The sequence below is a fragment of the Providencia sp. PROV116 genome, assembly GCF_028482485.1.
Lineage (GTDB): Bacteria > Pseudomonadota > Gammaproteobacteria > Enterobacterales > Enterobacteriaceae > Providencia > Providencia rettgeri.
Genome location: NZ_JAMPQO010000015.1, coordinates 70,045 through 84,993 on the forward strand (window position 1 = coordinate 70,045; position 14,949 = coordinate 84,993).

Annotated in this window: 12 protein-coding genes; 8 read left to right on the forward strand and 4 right to left on the reverse strand. The window is 42.5% G+C overall.

Annotation, left to right across the window (positions count from 1 at the left end; genetic code table 11):
• Positions 1-26: 26 nt before the first annotated feature.
• Positions 27-641 carry a trimeric intracellular cation channel family protein gene (locus PSE72_RS11300; RefSeq protein WP_004266070.1) on the forward strand — a complete coding sequence of 205 codons (615 nt, stop codon included), beginning with the start codon at positions 27-29 and terminating at the stop codon, positions 639-641.
• 17 nt (positions 642-658) lie between these two features.
• Here PSE72_RS11300 and ligB read toward each other — a convergent pair whose 3' ends face one another.
• Positions 659-2,383 carry an NAD-dependent DNA ligase LigB gene (ligB, locus tag PSE72_RS11305; RefSeq protein WP_272690965.1) on the reverse strand — a complete coding sequence of 575 codons (1,725 nt, stop codon included), beginning with the start codon at positions 2,381-2,383 and terminating at the stop codon, positions 659-661.
• 336 nt (positions 2,384-2,719) lie between these two features.
• Here ligB and gmk point away from each other — a divergent pair, with 336 nt between their 5' ends.
• From gmk to recG, 5 genes are read left to right on the forward strand one after another with little or no spacing between them, the layout of a single operon-like run.
• Entirely contained in the window at positions 2,720-3,343 is a 624-nt protein-coding gene (gene gmk / locus PSE72_RS11310) for a guanylate kinase (RefSeq protein ID WP_004266082.1), read from the forward strand.
• A 56-nt stretch (positions 3,344-3,399) separates the two neighbouring features.
• Complete coding sequence (gene rpoZ / locus PSE72_RS11315) at positions 3,400-3,675, forward strand: DNA-directed RNA polymerase subunit omega (RefSeq protein ID WP_004262665.1); 276 nt, start codon at positions 3,400-3,402, stop codon at positions 3,673-3,675.
• Positions 3,676-3,694: 19 nt separating this feature from the next.
• A complete protein-coding gene (spoT, locus tag PSE72_RS11320; RefSeq protein WP_115166395.1) occupies positions 3,695-5,812 on the forward strand; it encodes a bifunctional GTP diphosphokinase/guanosine-3',5'-bis pyrophosphate 3'-pyrophosphohydrolase in 2,118 nt (705 codons plus the stop codon).
• A gap of 22 nt (positions 5,813-5,834) precedes the next feature.
• Complete coding sequence (trmH, locus tag PSE72_RS11325; protein ID WP_115166394.1) at positions 5,835-6,548, forward strand: tRNA (guanosine(18)-2'-O)-methyltransferase TrmH; 714 nt, start codon at positions 5,835-5,837, stop codon at positions 6,546-6,548.
• A gap of 15 nt (positions 6,549-6,563) precedes the next feature.
• The gene (recG, locus tag PSE72_RS11330; RefSeq protein WP_115166393.1) at positions 6,564-8,645 is read left to right on the forward strand and encodes an ATP-dependent DNA helicase RecG; all 2,082 of its coding nucleotides are present in this window, start codon (positions 6,564-6,566) and stop codon (positions 8,643-8,645) included.
• 97 nt (positions 8,646-8,742) lie between these two features.
• Here the strand turns inward: recG and gltS are convergent, their stop codons facing one another.
• Positions 8,743-9,957 (reverse strand): sodium/glutamate symporter, encoded by a 1,215-nt coding sequence (gene gltS, locus PSE72_RS11335; protein WP_004266088.1) that lies wholly within the window; start codon positions 9,955-9,957, stop codon positions 8,743-8,745.
• A gap of 235 nt (positions 9,958-10,192) precedes the next feature.
• On the opposite strand from gltS, the gene PSE72_RS11340 reads away from it, so the two are divergent.
• Both PSE72_RS11340 and PSE72_RS11345 read left to right on the forward strand, forming a co-directional pair.
• Positions 10,193-11,581, forward strand: a complete 1,389-nt coding sequence (locus PSE72_RS11340) for a uracil-xanthine permease family protein (protein WP_115168237.1) — start codon at positions 10,193-10,195, stop codon at positions 11,579-11,581.
• Positions 11,582-11,707: 126 nt separating this feature from the next.
• Entirely contained in the window at positions 11,708-13,462 is a 1,755-nt protein-coding gene (locus tag PSE72_RS11345) for an AsmA family protein (RefSeq protein ID WP_198641920.1), read from the forward strand.
• 79 nt (positions 13,463-13,541) lie between these two features.
• Here the strand turns inward: PSE72_RS11345 and fabY are convergent, their stop codons facing one another.
• Positions 13,542-14,456, reverse strand: coding sequence for a fatty acid biosynthesis protein FabY (gene fabY / locus PSE72_RS11350; RefSeq protein ID WP_004266091.1), 915 nt, complete (start codon positions 14,454-14,456; stop codon positions 13,542-13,544).
• 23 nt (positions 14,457-14,479) lie between these two features.
• Entirely contained in the window at positions 14,480-14,917 is a 438-nt protein-coding gene (gene dtd / locus PSE72_RS11355) for a D-aminoacyl-tRNA deacylase (protein ID WP_004266092.1), read from the reverse strand.
• Between the last annotated feature and the right edge of the window lie 32 nt (positions 14,918-14,949).

The window sequence follows — 14,949 nt, forward strand, 5'->3', positions numbered from 1 at the left end:
TAACCTTAGTCTTGAACAAAACTACCATGTTATTAAGTGTACTTTATATTATTGGTATCACCGCAGAAGCCATGACTGGAGCACTTGCAGCTGGCAGGCGAAAAATGGATGTCTTTGGCGTCATCATTATTGCGTCTGCAACGGCAATTGGTGGTGGTTCCGTCCGTGATATTTTACTTGGCCATTACCCCTTAGGCTGGGTGGAACACCCTGAGTATATCCTGACTGTTGCAGGCGCTGCTATTGTAACGATTTGGATAGCCCCTATGATGAAACATTTACGCCGATTATTTCTCATATTAGATGCTATCGGGCTCATTGTATTTTCTATACTCGGTGCCCAAATTGCCCTTGATATGAACTACAGCCCAATCATCGCTGCCATCGCAGCAGTGATTACAGGTGTTTTTGGTGGCGTGCTAAGAGACATGCTGTGCAACACAATCCCTTTAGTTTTCCAAAAAGAGGTCTATGCTGGTGTCTCTTTCGCCGCAGCTTGGATCTATATCGGACTATTACAAACCCCTCTACCTAAAGATATTGTGGTAATTATCACACTCGTTGTTGGCTTAAGTGCAAGGCTAATAGCCATTCGTTATCGTCTTGGTTTACCTATCTTTAATTACGAAAATCAAGATTAGCCTCGCTGCTTCAGCCATTAATCGTTTGCTATTGATGGCTGAGTAGCTTGCATATCTGACAAGATACGTAAAATAGATTGAATTTCCGGTTCCGCTAACCATTTAGCTAATTTTTTCTTTTGCAACTCAGTCAAATTTATACTGTTAACCCATGAAGAGTCATACAGCATACCTATATCATTCACCCTTTCTATTTGTAATTTAGGTAGTGGAATCGCTAGGCCTTTTAACCACAGCGAAATAGGTTGGGCCTTTGCCATTTTCAGTTGCTTTACTAACATTTGGTGCTTTTTACCTTTAGGTAAATCGTTTTGCCATTGTTCTGACAACCAAGTTGTTAGTTGAGTAAGATTATGCCTCTCAGCCCACTGGTGCCATGTAGCTTCATTTATGCCTCGAATACTGAGTTGTTTACCTAGCCATGTTAACCTTGCGACAAATTGCTGTGAGCAAGACTCCGTATAAGCCAGGCAACTGAGTGCATGAAATTGCTTGAATGTTGATACATTTGGATATTCGCGCTTCTCTCGCCGCCAAACAACTTCTTCAATCTTTGGGCTTCCAAGCCCTGAAAGAGAGACAAGTATTTTATCTCCAACAATTAAATCTCGTTTTTTCCATGATGATAACGGGCCAGCATTTACCTTTGAAATAGTTTTCGAGTCAATATTGATGGGAATTATCTCGGTAACGACACTAACCCTTCCTGTTCTACCTATATTGAATTTGAGTTTAGTGACCTCTGATAACACACTACGTAATGGATATTTCCAGGCAATTGCCCAACTATTTTGTTTTGATTGCCAAGCTGATGCCGCTGGTGCTGGAAAATTTTTAAGTACTACACCATCAGTAGCAAATGGTAGTTGACTTTGATAATAGTATTGCCTCAGTTGCTTAGCTTGAGTTTTATTCTCAACTTTATGGCTATATTGCTCAGCTAGTGGAAAACCTATTTCAGAAAGTAATGTTAATTGTGTTTTTGGATTGGCATCTCCCGCAGGCCATGCCCAAATAAAAATGCCAATATTTTCTTCGGGGTCGGTTGGGGTATTTTTTCGCATTAACCACCCCGCAATCTTATTACGAGCGTTGACTCCCCCACTTTTAGCTTGAATATGCCCATTCATACGCCAAAATAGTTCCCCTTGAAGGACTAACATGCCTAAATATTTAATTTGTTTAGGTATCGTAGGAATAAAGTCTGCTTTTGCTCGCCATTCTATTCCTTCAATGCTATTTCCTCGGCTAATCATAGAAACAAGCTTTCCATTCTTATAAACCAACGTTACCGCTACACCATCAACTTTAGGTTGCAACCAAATATTTTTACGTGTTTTTATCCAGTTATAAACCTCTAATTCATTGAGTTTCTTCAACCCTGTATGAGGAATAGGATGTGTAGCTAACTGTGATTTTTCCGGTAGTTGTACATCTGGTAATACTTCAGGGAGTTGCTGGCATCGCTGTAAAGAACGCCACAAATTAAAGAGCTGATCATAAGCTTCGTCACTAATGGAACTACTACCAACCAAACGGTAAGTTTGGTTCCACTGCTGTAATTGTTTACCTAGCCGATAACTCTCCTGCCTTATTATTTTACTATTTTGTTTTGCACACTGTTCATTAATGGCACCTTGCTGCGATGCTTGGGCAATATTAATACATACTATTACCCCAACGATTAACCCACCTAACCTATAAGCTGACGCTAACCAATAACCATACAAAATATAAATCATAACTATTCCTTGTTATAACTATTCCCAGTTATTACTAATCCATTGGGATGCCATTCCTTTAAAGTATTTTGCCCTCATTCGCTAAGCATGAAACAACTTCCCTCACTCTGCCTCCGTAAAATGAATTATTTGTAAAAAGCTTCGCAAAACGAATGTTGCTTTCATGAGTAATAAGTTAATTTCTCGAGCCTGTTCACAATTTAGTTACTAATCAAATTCATTTAATTAAAATTCATGATTTATTGATATCGCTGCATGTTAATGCAAGTCCGTGTATACTATGTCGGGTTTATCGCCATCTTTTATGTTTAATCCTCGACTATTCAAGAAATCATCATGATACAAGGCACGTTATATATTGTTTCTGCCCCTAGTGGTGCAGGGAAATCAAGTCTGATTCAGGCTTTATTAAAAACACAACCACTGTATGACACTCAGGTTTCCGTTTCTCATACAACTCGAGCTGCACGTCCAGGGGAAGTTCACGGCGAGCACTATTTTTTTGTATCTGAAACTGATTTTTTACAAATGGTCGACAAAGGTGAGTTCCTAGAGCATGCATGCGTTTTTGGGAATTATTATGGGACGTCTAAACCCATCATTGAAGATGTATTAAACAGCGGTGTTGATGTTTTTCTTGATATCGATTGGCAGGGAGCGCAGCAAATTAGGGCTACAATGCCTGAAGCACGCAGCATTTTTATTCTCCCACCATCAAAAGATGAACTTTATCGTCGCCTAAGAGGGCGCGGACAAGACAGCGATGACGTTATTGAAAAACGTATGTCACAAGCAGTAGGTGAAATTGAACATTTCAACGAGTATGATTACCTTATTGTTAATGATGATTTCAATACCGCGCTGAGCGATTTACAATCTATCATCCGTACTGAGCGTTTAAAGTTAGAGCGTCAAGTTCAGCGACATGATGCTTTAATCAGCAAATTACTAGCAGACTGAGCATAGTTTCAGTATCATATCAGGTCATTTTTTTATTTCTTTGGAGTAGCACACTTATGGCACGCGTAACTGTTCAAGACGCAGTAGAGAAAATTGGTAACCGTTTTGACCTCGTATTGGTTGCGGCACGTAGAGCTCGTCAGTTACAAACGGGTGGAAAAGACCCTTTAGTTCCTGAAGAAAATGATAAATATACTGTTATCGCATTACGTGAAGTAGAAGAAGGTTTAATCAACGGTCACATTTTAGATGTGCGTGAACGCCAAGAACAGCAAGAGCAAGAAGCGGCTGAAATGCAAGCAGTTTCTGCAATCGCTGAAGGTCGTCGCTAATCACTAAGGTGGGTCTGCCTTGTATCTGTTTGAAAGCCTTAATTTAGTCATTCAAAAGTATCTTCCTAAAGAACAAGTTGAATTACTAAGAAAAGCCTATGTTGTTGCACGGGATGCCCATGAAGGGCAGACCCGATCGAGCGGTGAGCCCTATATTACTCACCCAGTTGCTGTTGCTTGTATTCTTGCTGAGATGCGCTTGGACCATGAAACACTTATGGCAGCGCTACTTCATGATGTGATTGAAGATACTCCAGCGACATTTCAAGACATAGAAGAATTGTTTGGCACCACCGTCGCCGGTCTCGTTGAAGGTGTATCCAAACTAGACAAGCTCAACTTTCGCGACAAAAAAGAAGCTCAAGCAGAAAACTTCCGCAAAATGATCATGGCGATGGTTAAAGATATCCGTGTCATTTTGATAAAACTGGCAGACCGCACTCACAACATGCGCACGTTAGGGTCACTTAGGCCCGATAAGCGTCGACGCATTGCACGTGAAACCCTTGAAATATATAGCCCGTTAGCCCACAGGCTAGGTATACACCACATTAAAACAGAGCTTGAAGAGCTTGGTTTTGAAGCGTTATATCCCAACCGTTATCGTGTTATTAAGGAAGTCGTCAAGGCTGCTCGCGGTAACCGAAAAGAGATGATCCAAAAAATTCTCTCAGAAATTGACGGTAGGCTAACTGAGGCAGGTGTTCCTTGTCGCGTGAGTGGCAGAGAAAAACATCTTTATTCCATCTATCGTAAAATGCACCAAAAAGAGCAACGCTTCCATTCCATTATGGATATCTATGCTTTTAGGGTAATTGTGAAAGATGTGGATACTTGCTACCGCGTTTTAGGTCAGATGCATAGTTTGTATAAACCACGACCGGGGCGTATCAAAGACTATATTGCCATCCCTAAAGCCAACGGCTATCAATCGCTACATACCTCTCTGATAGGGCCACATGGTGTTCCTGTCGAAGTGCAAATTCGCACAGAAGACATGGATCAAATGGCTGAAATGGGCGTTGCTGCACATTGGGCCTATAAAGAGCAAGGTGAACAAGGTACTACTGCACAAGTTAGAGCTCAACGTTGGATGCAGAGCCTACTTGAGTTGCAACAAAGTGCAGGTAGCTCATTTGAATTTATTGAAAGCGTTAAATCAGATCTATTTCCGGATGAAATCTACGTTTTCACCCCTGAAGGCCGCATTGTTGAGTTACCTACTGGTGCCACACCTGTTGACTTTGCCTATGCGGTGCATACAGATATTGGTCATGCTTGCGTGGGCGCGCGCGTTGATCGCCAACCTTATCCACTTTCGCAATCCCTTACGAGTGGTCAAACTGTCGAAATTATTACCGCACCAGGTGCACGTCCAAATGCGGCTTGGCTCAATTTTGTTGTCAGCTCAAAAGCGCGAGCTAAAATTCGCCAGTTATTAAAAAACTTAAAACGTGAAGATTCTATTAATTTAGGTCGTCGTTTACTCAACCATGCGCTAGGGGCAGGAAATAAACTCACTGATATCCCTCAAGCCAATATTGATGCAGAATTAGCCCGTATGAAGCTGCATTCTATCGATGATTTGCTTGCTGAAATTGGGTTGGGTAATGCCATGAGTGTGGTTGTCGCACGTAATTTACAAAATAACCCACAAAATACACCGGGAGAACAGGCCGTTGTCGAAAGCCGCAATAAGCTATCCATTAAAGGAGCTGATGGCGTTCTTATTACTTTCGCAAAATGTTGCCGTCCAATTCCCGGTGACCCAATTGTTGCGCATATTAGTCCTGGAAAAGGACTGGTTATCCATCATGAGTCTTGCCGCAACATCCGTGGTTACCAAAAAGAACCCGATAAATTTATGGCTGTTGAATGGGATAACGACACCGATGCCGACTTTATCGCGGAAATTAAAGTCGATATGATTAACCATCAAGGCGCTTTAGCGAATTTAACTGCCGCTATTAATGACGCTAATTCAAGTATTCAAAGTATGAATACAGAAGAGAAAGATGGCCGAGTATATTGTGCCTTTATCCGCCTTACGACTAAAAACCGGGTTCAACTGGCAAACGTAATGCGGAAAATCCGTATTATGCCTGACGTTCTACGTGTCAGCCGAAACCGTAATTAATGACCATACCTAATTAATAACTATGAATGAACGCCGCTATCGCCGCATTTGCCAAATGATGGCGATGCGGCAGCCCGACCTAACTCTCTGCCTCGAAGAAATTCATAAACCGCATAATGTTTCTGCCATTGTACGCAGTGCCGATGCCGTAGGGATCCATCAAATTCATGCTATTTGGCCTGACCAACAGGTCAAACTGTCCGTTTCTTCTGCTGCTGGGAGTAATAGCTGGGTTAAAATTATTTCACACACATCCACCGAAGAAGCAATTTCCCAAATAAAATCACAAAACATGCAGGTTTTGGCAACTAACTTGTCGGAACATGCCGTTGATTTTCGTGAAATTGATTATACTTTGCCAACTTGTATTATGATGGGACAAGAGAAAACAGGGATTTCACAACAAGCCCTCGCATTGGCTGATAAACACATTATCATTCCAATGGCTGGCATGGTGCAATCTTTGAATGTTTCCGTCGCTTCTGCGTTGATTTTATATGAAGCCCAAAGGCAACGGCAGCAAGCAGGTATGTACGAGCGTGAACATTGTCTACTCTCACCTGATGAGCAACAAACCTGGTTATTTGAGGGCGGTTATCCTGTACTGGCTGAAGTTGCTAAACGTAAGGGACTTCCTCGCCCATTTATCAATAACCAAGGGCAAATTGAAGCTGATGACACGTGGTGGACGCAAATGCAATTAACCGAAAAAATGAAAAGACGGCAGTTTGGTTAAATAAAAGGAAAAAACATGAATAATGGGCTACTTGATACCATTTCACTGACTTCATTGCACGGAATTGGAGCAAGCCAGTCAGAAAAAATGCGTAAAATCGGTTTGAACACCGTTCAAGACCTTCTTCTGCATTTTCCTTTGCGCTATGAAGACCACACCCGTCTATATCAAATAAAAGATCTCCTACCCGGTACGACAGCAACGATTACGGGTGAAATACTGCAAACTAAAGTCGTATTTGGCCGCAAAAGAATGATGACCAGCTTAATTTCCGATGGCACAGGCAACCTCACTTTACGTTTTTTTAATTTTTCAGCGGCAATGAAAAATAACTTAGCGGAAGGAAAACAGGTCACTGCCTATGGGGAGGTTCGCAGAGGAAATACAGGGCCAGAAATCATTCACCCTGAATATAAAGTTTCGCAAGATACTAGCAATATCAGCTTACAAGAGAACTTAACACCCGTTTATCCAACCACTGAAGGTGTTCGCCAAGCGACTTTACGTAAAGTCATGGAACAAGCACTAGGATTACTCGATAGCGGAAATATCAAGGAGCTATTACCGGAGGAACTTAGCCGGGGTATGATAAGCTTACCAGATGCCATTCGCTTATTACACAACCCTCCCCCGAATGTTGCCTTGAGTGAACTTGAAAAAGGACACCACCCAGCTCAAAAACGGCTAATCCTCGAAGAGTTACTCGCTCACCATCTCAGCATGTTAGCCATCCGTGCAGGCAACGAACGCCTATATGCCGAGCCTTTAGTGGCAAGTGGCCAGTTAAAATCTCAGTTACTCGCACAATTACCGTTTTCACCAACAAATGCACAAAACCGTGTTGTTGGCGAAATTGAAGCGGACCTCGCTAAAGACGCCCCTATGATGCGATTGATTCAAGGGGATGTAGGGTCAGGAAAAACTCTCGTTGCAGCCTTAGCAGCCGTTTGTGCTATCGAGAATGGCAAACAAGTGGCTTTGATGGCCCCTACCGAAATTCTTGCAGAGCAGCATGCCAATACGTTCAAACAATGGTTAGAACCTTTAGGCATTAAAGTCGGTTGGCTCGCAGGCAAACAAAAGGGCAAGGCTCGTCAGGCACAGCAAGATGCTATTGCAAATGGAGAAGTTGCGATGATAGTGGGAACGCACGCTATTTTCCAAGAGCAAGTGAGCTTTAAAGCTCTGGGGCTTGTTATCATTGATGAGCAACATCGCTTTGGCGTTCATCAGCGGCTCGCTCTGCGTGAAAAAGGTGAACAACAAGGGTATCACCCTCATCAATTGATCATGACCGCTACGCCAATCCCACGTACATTGGCGATGACAGCTTATGCAGACTTAGATACCTCTGTCATCGATGAACTTCCTCCAGGTCGAACGCCTGTCTCCACTGTCGCCATTCCGGACACTCGCCGTAACGATATTATTGAACGCGTTCGCCAAGCTTGTATTGAAGAAGGCCGCCAAGCCTATTGGGTCTGCACACTCATTGAAGACTCTGAATTATTAGAAGCACAAGCGGCTCAAGTGACTTGCGAAGAGCTCGCACTAGCATTACCTGAATTGAAAGTAGGGTTAGTTCATGGTCGAATGAAACCCGCTGAAAAACAAAGTATTATGGCAGCTTTTAAAAGAAATGAAATTCAGCTGCTTGTGGCAACAACGGTCATTGAAGTCGGCGTTGATGTCCCTAATGCAAGTTTAATGATTATAGATAACCCTGAGCGCCTTGGCTTAGCTCAATTGCACCAACTAAGAGGACGAGTCGGCCGTGGAGCTATCGCATCTCACTGCGTATTACTGTACAAAACCCCGCTAACCCATACCGCGAAACAAAGACTACAAGTGTTGCGAGACAGCAATGACGGCTTTGTTATTGCACAAAAAGATCTCGAAATTCGTGGGCCTGGAGAATTATTAGGCACTAGACAAACAGGGAATGCAGAATTTAAAGTCGCTGATTTATTACGTGACCAATATATGTTGCCAGAAGTGCAACGCCTTGCACGCCATATTCAACAAAATTACCCCGAGAATGCGCAACAGCTTATTGAGCGTTGGTTACCTGAGCGAGAACAATACAGTCACGCTTAAATCTTATATCTTCTTTTTATCCGTTCCTTAAAATGAAAATTGCCGTGAATATTTTCACGGCAATACCTGCTTTACTTGATTTATTATTAAATAAAAACTACCCAGCAATCGTTGGGAATATTGGCAACATTAAATACAATTTAATAACTATCGCATTAACAATATCAATAAAGAATGCCCCAACCATTGGTACCACAAGGAACGCAAGATGGGATGGACCCAACCTATCCGTTACTGCTTGCATATTCGCAATCGCTGTTGGTGTAGCTCCAAGACCAAAGCCACAGTGACCTGCGGCTAAAATAGCAGCATCATAGTTTTTGCCCATCACACGGAAAGTGACAAAAATAGCATATCCCGCCATCACACAGGCTTGTACTGCAAGAATGACAATCATTGGAATTGCTAATGACGCCAATTCCCATAACTTCAAGCTCATCAAAGCCATCGCTAAGAATAACGATAGGCTGACGTTCCCCATAACAGAAACGGCGCGGTCAAACACGCGATAGAAGCCAAGGATAGAAAGGCTGTTACTTAAAATCACCCCAACAAATAATACACACACAAATTTAGGTAACGCGAACACCGTGTCAGCGAGCTGACCTGCAATAAAGCTCCCCACCAATAGGCAAATAGCGATCAATGCAATAGTTTCAATTAAAACCATTGAAGTGATCATGCGGCCAGATTGTGGCTTTTCAAATGCAGTTGGAACGTCTTTATCATCTTCAGCCGTTCCAGGCGTTGGGATATTACGCGTTAGAAAACGTGCAACAGGTCCACCGATTAAACCACCAAGAACTAGCCCAAATGTAGCACAAGCCATTGCAACTTCTGTTGCACTTTGGAAACCATAATTTTCAGTGAAAATTTTCCCCCATGCCGCACCAGTTCCATGACCACCGGATAAGGTAATTGAGCCAGCTAACAGCCCCATGAGAGGGTCTAATCCCAATAATTCAGCAAGAGCAATCCCTACTGTATTTTGGACAAGTAATAAACCGACAACCACAAAAATGAAGATAAACAATGCCTTACCACCAGCCTTCAAACTAGCAAGGTTGGCATTAAGACCAATTGTGGCAAAAAATGCCAGCATCATAGGTTCTTGCAGTGATAAGTCAAAAGAAAGGCTCCAGTCAAATAATTGTTTAAGCAATAAAAGACTAAAAGCAACTAACAGCCCACCCGCAACAGGTTCAGGGATTGTATATTTTTCAAGAAAAGGGACTGATTTGACCAGTTTACGCCCAAGCAATAATACTAAGGTAGCTGCTACCAGTGTACCGTAGACATCGAGATGATACATTCACGTACCTCGTCTGTTGTTAAAATTATCAAAAACTAGTAAGACGTTAATTTCTTCCTTAAAACGCCAAAAGCAGGTTATAGGATTAGAAAAAAAAACTGTTATAAATACAAGTTAAAAGATATAAAAATGTGACAACCTTATTTAACATTGATCAATATTTTTTACGCGCAAACGATTGCTTTTTAAAATCCTCGCATTACAATGCGTTTTTTGTTGGCGAGAAATGAAAGCAATGAATACTGCGACGTCTGAAAAGCAAACTACTGAAGCGACCATACAAACGCAAAGCGAACTCATCTACAAATTAGAAGACCGCCCACCGCTACCGCAAGCCTTGTTTGCTGCCGGGCAACATCTTCTAGCGATGTTTGTCGCAGTTATTACCCCTGCAATGCTGATTTGCCAAGCTTTGGGGCTACCAGCCCACGACACTCAGCGCATCATCAGTATGTCTTTATTTGCCTCCGGTATTGCTTCTTTAATTCAAATTCGCGCGTGGGGCCCTATTGGCTCAGGCCTGCTTTCGATTCAAGGAACCAGTTTTAACTTTGTTGCACCTTTAATTATGGGAGGTGTTGCACTCAAGCAAGGTGGTGCTGATATCCCATCCATGATGGCAGCTTTGTTTGGTACTTTACTCGTCGCCGCACTCACTGAAGTCATTCTTTCGCGCTTCTTGCATTTAGCACGTCGCGTTATCACACCATTGGTCTCTGGCGTGGTCGTGATGATTATTGGATTGTCCTTAATTCAAGTGGGATTAACGTCCATTGGTGGTGGCTATGGTGCTATTAGTGACAATACTTTTGGTTCCCCTGATTACTTGATTTTAGCGGGGATTGTATTAGCCGTTATTATCCTCTTGAATCGCCAGAAAAACCCTTACTTGCGCGTTGCTTCTCTCGTCATCGCGATGGCGGTTGGCTATATTGCCGCTTGGTGGATGGATATGTTGCCAAATGCGCAACCCGTGGAAGCCAATCAGCCAATTATTACTGTCCCTGAGCCTTTTTATTATGGCTTATCATTCGACTGGAACCTGTTGATCCCATTAATTCTTATTTTTATGGTGACTTCTTTAGAAACGATAGGTGATATTACCGCCACTTCTGACGTATCAGAACAACCTGTTCGTGGCCCTTTATACATGAAACGAATTAAAGGTGGCGTACTCGCCAATGGTTTGAATTCAATGGTTTCTGCGGTATTTAATACTTTCCCTAACTCTTGCTTTGGGCAGAACAACGGTGTTATCCAATTAACTGGGGTGGCAAGCCGCTATGTCGGCTACATTGTCGCTTTAATGTTGGTGTTATTAGGGTTGTTCCCTGCCGTTGCGGGCTTCGTGCAACAAATTCCCGAACCTGTGCTGGGCGGAGCAACCATTGTGATGTTTGGTACCATCGCCGCTTCAGGTGTAAGGATAGTCTCTCGCGAGCCACTCAATCGCCGTGCAATTATGATTATCGCCCTTTCTCTCGCAGTGGGTATGGGCGTTTCACAACAACCTTTGATTTTACAATTCGCACCTGACTGGCTAAAAACATTATTTTCTTCGGGGATTGCTGCGGGTGGTTTAACTGCAATTGTTCTGAATTTAGTCTTCCCTCTCGAAAAATAATCTTTCATTCTAGCCGCCAGTGTTGAACATTCTGGCGGTTTTTCTGTATGCTATCCTTAAATTGTCGCTATATTAGACGGTTTCTTTTTGTGTCTATTCGTCCACAAACCAAAGGAGCAGTAAACTGTGAAATGGTTAATCAAATTTACTACCTATGCACTTTTGTTACTGCTGCTATTGTTTATTTTTACTTATATCGGGCTACAAACCCGTTGGGGTGCATCCTACTCCAGTCAATTTTTAAGTAAATTTACCGACTACGATATTGATGTAGGAATTATGGGACATGAGTTTTCTAACCCCGGTGAATTCATTTTCCAAGATGTTAAATTAACGTCTAAAAACAGTGATCTCTCTTTAGATTCACGACAAGTCGTAATTGATGTTAATTGGCGAAATCTATTTAGCGGTACGGCTATCAAACGTTTGGTTATCACTCAAGGAACATTATCGACAACCGTCTTACCAAATACGGTGCTGTTCCCTATTTCTGCAAATATTTTGCAATTTGAAAATAGCCAAATTACGCTTAAAAAAGACAACGATACTGTGCAATTCACTGGCTTCACGGGAGGAATTACCCCTTGGAAACCAGCCGAAAAATCCCCTTTTGGTTACGGTGATTTTCGATTTACCTCTAACCAATTAAAATTCAATGGCCTTTCCTTCAAGAATGTTGCCATTACCGGTAAATTGCAGCAGCAAGGAACAGAAATAAGCCAAGCAAGTGCCTACTTAAATAATGGCTATATTGCGGGTGCTGGGAAGGTACTTAGCGATGGCTCTATCATGGTTGACTCCCTCACCATGAATAAAGTCGGCTGGGAAAATAATGTTGATTTCGATTCACTATTTGATGCAATAACGAGTGAAAAATCGCTGCAGGTCAAACAAGTAGAATTAACCAACGTTGATATCCAAGGAAGGGATTGGGCACTTTCTGGCTTAAGTACCGAAATTGACCAACTCAGCTTCTTAAGAGGAAGCTGGACTAATCCCAAAGGCAATATTAGCTTTAATGTCGACCAATTCGTCGTAAAAGACCAGCAACTGAGTACCTTAATTGGTGAGCTAAGTATCAATGGCGACAGCCTTAATATCAATAAGTTATCGGGTTACTATAATAAAGGTGTCTTTAATCTCAGTGGGTCTTGGCAACGTAATGATCAAATACTAACCATTGACGAAGGTAAACTCGCGGGTATCTTATATACCTTACCTGAAAATTGGTTGTCCTTCTTCGCAGAACCAACCCCAACGTGGTTATCTGGTTTAAACATCAAAAAGTTCACCCTTTCTCAATCACTTTTGATGAATATCCAGGCACAATTTCCTTTCGAATTGACCGCTCTAAGCGGCAATATCGAAAATGTCGATTTGATTAAACAAAAACAGTGGGGAATTTGGAACGGTAAAGCGACATTTACTGCAGATAGCGGCACAATCAACCAAGTTCTCGTACGCCGGCCATTTATTGAAGTACGTCAAAGTGGTAAATCCTCAGCGGCGGTGAGCTTAACGGTCAGTACCGATAAAGGCATCAGTAAAATTGGCTTGCTGGTAAAGCAAGAACCGAAAAAAGTTCCCTTTTTACTGAGAGCATCAGGTTCTAATATTGACCTCGTTGATTTAAATCAATGGGGTTGGGCAGGCTTCCCCGCTCAAGTCATCGGTGACTTTGATGCAACATTACAAGGTGATTTGCTCGCCCCATCAGTGGAAAAAAGTTTGAATGGGGAATTGATGGCCATACCATTGCAAGGTAAACGTCTATTCCGTACTGTTGTGAACGGGGTTGTCACCTCTTCAGTAGAGTCCGAAACCGATTTGCAGCCTACTGAGCCTTCTTTGGCAGAACCGCTCCCCGCACTTAGCAATTAATAAAAACTGTCAATTCATAGAAATACAAAAGGCAGGTCAATCGAACCTGCCTTTCTTTTTTAATATTCAATGGGTAACTTTACTTGGCTGTTTCTACAGGTAACACCATATAAACACCGCTGAATACAGCGCCTACTTTACCATCAGGGTTACTAACCTCAACGTTCAGTTTTACTCGCGCCTTGCTACCTCGCGCTAAGCGGTCAAGGTCACCGCTCATATTGGCTAAGTCCGCAGTTGCTGTCGGCCTACCGCTTACTGGCTTACCATAACGAATACTGGCATCGACCAACACAATATCACCACCAAGCTGGTGTTCTTGCATTAATAGCCAAATCAGCCCCCACCCTGTTAGGGTAGCTAATGAAAATTGGCTCCCTGCAAATATGGTTTCATGAGGGTTTTGGTTGCCCGCTTCTGGCATGGTGGTAATAAAACGAGTTCCTGTGTATTGGTCGATTCGGACACCCATTTTTTCACTCAATGGAATATACTTATACCAGGCTTGTTGTAACTCGCCACACCAGTCTGGGCGATGCAGAATTTGGTCTAATGTCTCAATGGGTTTGATCATCAAGTAATGGCGCACTGGCGTTTTTAGCTGCCCTGCTACTTGCCCTCGATTTTCAAACCCCATTTTATTGAAAAATGGAACTGCTTCTTCACGAACGCTTGATACAATGCGTTTTACCCCTTCTTGCCGAGCAACAGATTCCAGTGCCATGATAATCAACTTACCAAGCCCTTTTCCCTGCATTGCCGGGTTAACGGCTAAGAAACGAATAGCGCCTTCGTTGTCAGCATTAATATACAAACGACCAATGGCAAGAATACGGTTTTTATCATCGACGACCATTTGATGGTGTGCCGTTAAGTCATAGCCATCTTTTTCAGAACCTAGGGGTTGATTAAACGGTTTTCGCAACATTTCCCAGCGAAAATGGTAATAAGTTGCAAATTCAATATCGTCTTTCGGTGTACGTAAATGGTACATCGCTTCCCCCTTTAAAAATGGACTCACACTTGTAGCCAGAAGGTGACAGGGCCATCATTGGTTAAATTCACTTGCATGTCAGCGGCAAATTCACCCGTTTGTGTTTCAACCCCTTGTTGGCGACTTTGTTCAACAAAGTATTGATACAAAGTATCTGCCCTTTCAGGTTCTGCCCCCCCTGAAAAACTAGGCCGCATACCTTTTTTGGTATCAGCTGCTAAAGTAAATTGAGAAACCACCAGCAAGCTACCACCTGCTTGTTGAACATTGAGATTCATTTTCCCTTGTTCATCACTAAAAATACGGTAGCCTAATACTTTTTCACACAAACGTTTGGCTTTCTGTTCATCATCATCTTTTTCAACACCAAGCAAAACCAGCAGCCCAGCATTTATTTGCCCTACTATTTTCTGATCAACAACCACACTCGCATGAGTGACTCTCTGGATTAATGCAATCATGATGACTCTTTACAAAAAGATGGAGCAACGTT

What these genes read in the sequence shown, in the direction of transcription:
- PSE72_RS11300 (WP_004266070.1), top strand. Translation starts at nt 27, where the DNA reads ATGTTATTAAGTGTACTTTATATTATTGGTATCACCGCAGAAGCCATG.
- ligB (WP_272690965.1), bottom strand. Translation starts at nt 2,383, where the DNA reads ATGATTTATATTTTGTATGGTTATTGGTTAGCGTCAGCTTATAGGTTA.
- gmk (WP_004266082.1), top strand. Translation starts at nt 2,720, where the DNA reads ATGATACAAGGCACGTTATATATTGTTTCTGCCCCTAGTGGTGCAGGG.
- rpoZ (WP_004262665.1), top strand. Translation starts at nt 3,400, where the DNA reads ATGGCACGCGTAACTGTTCAAGACGCAGTAGAGAAAATTGGTAACCGT.
- trmH (WP_115166394.1), top strand. Translation starts at nt 5,835, where the DNA reads ATGAATGAACGCCGCTATCGCCGCATTTGCCAAATGATGGCGATGCGG.
- recG (WP_115166393.1), top strand. Translation starts at nt 6,564, where the DNA reads ATGAATAATGGGCTACTTGATACCATTTCACTGACTTCATTGCACGGA.
- gltS (WP_004266088.1), bottom strand. Translation starts at nt 9,957, where the DNA reads ATGTATCATCTCGATGTCTACGGTACACTGGTAGCAGCTACCTTAGTA.
- PSE72_RS11340 (WP_115168237.1), top strand. Translation starts at nt 10,193, where the DNA reads ATGAATACTGCGACGTCTGAAAAGCAAACTACTGAAGCGACCATACAA.
- fabY (WP_004266091.1), bottom strand. Translation starts at nt 14,456, where the DNA reads ATGTACCATTTACGTACACCGAAAGACGATATTGAATTTGCAACTTAT.
- dtd (WP_004266092.1), bottom strand. Translation starts at nt 14,917, where the DNA reads ATGATTGCATTAATCCAGAGAGTCACTCATGCGAGTGTGGTTGTTGAT.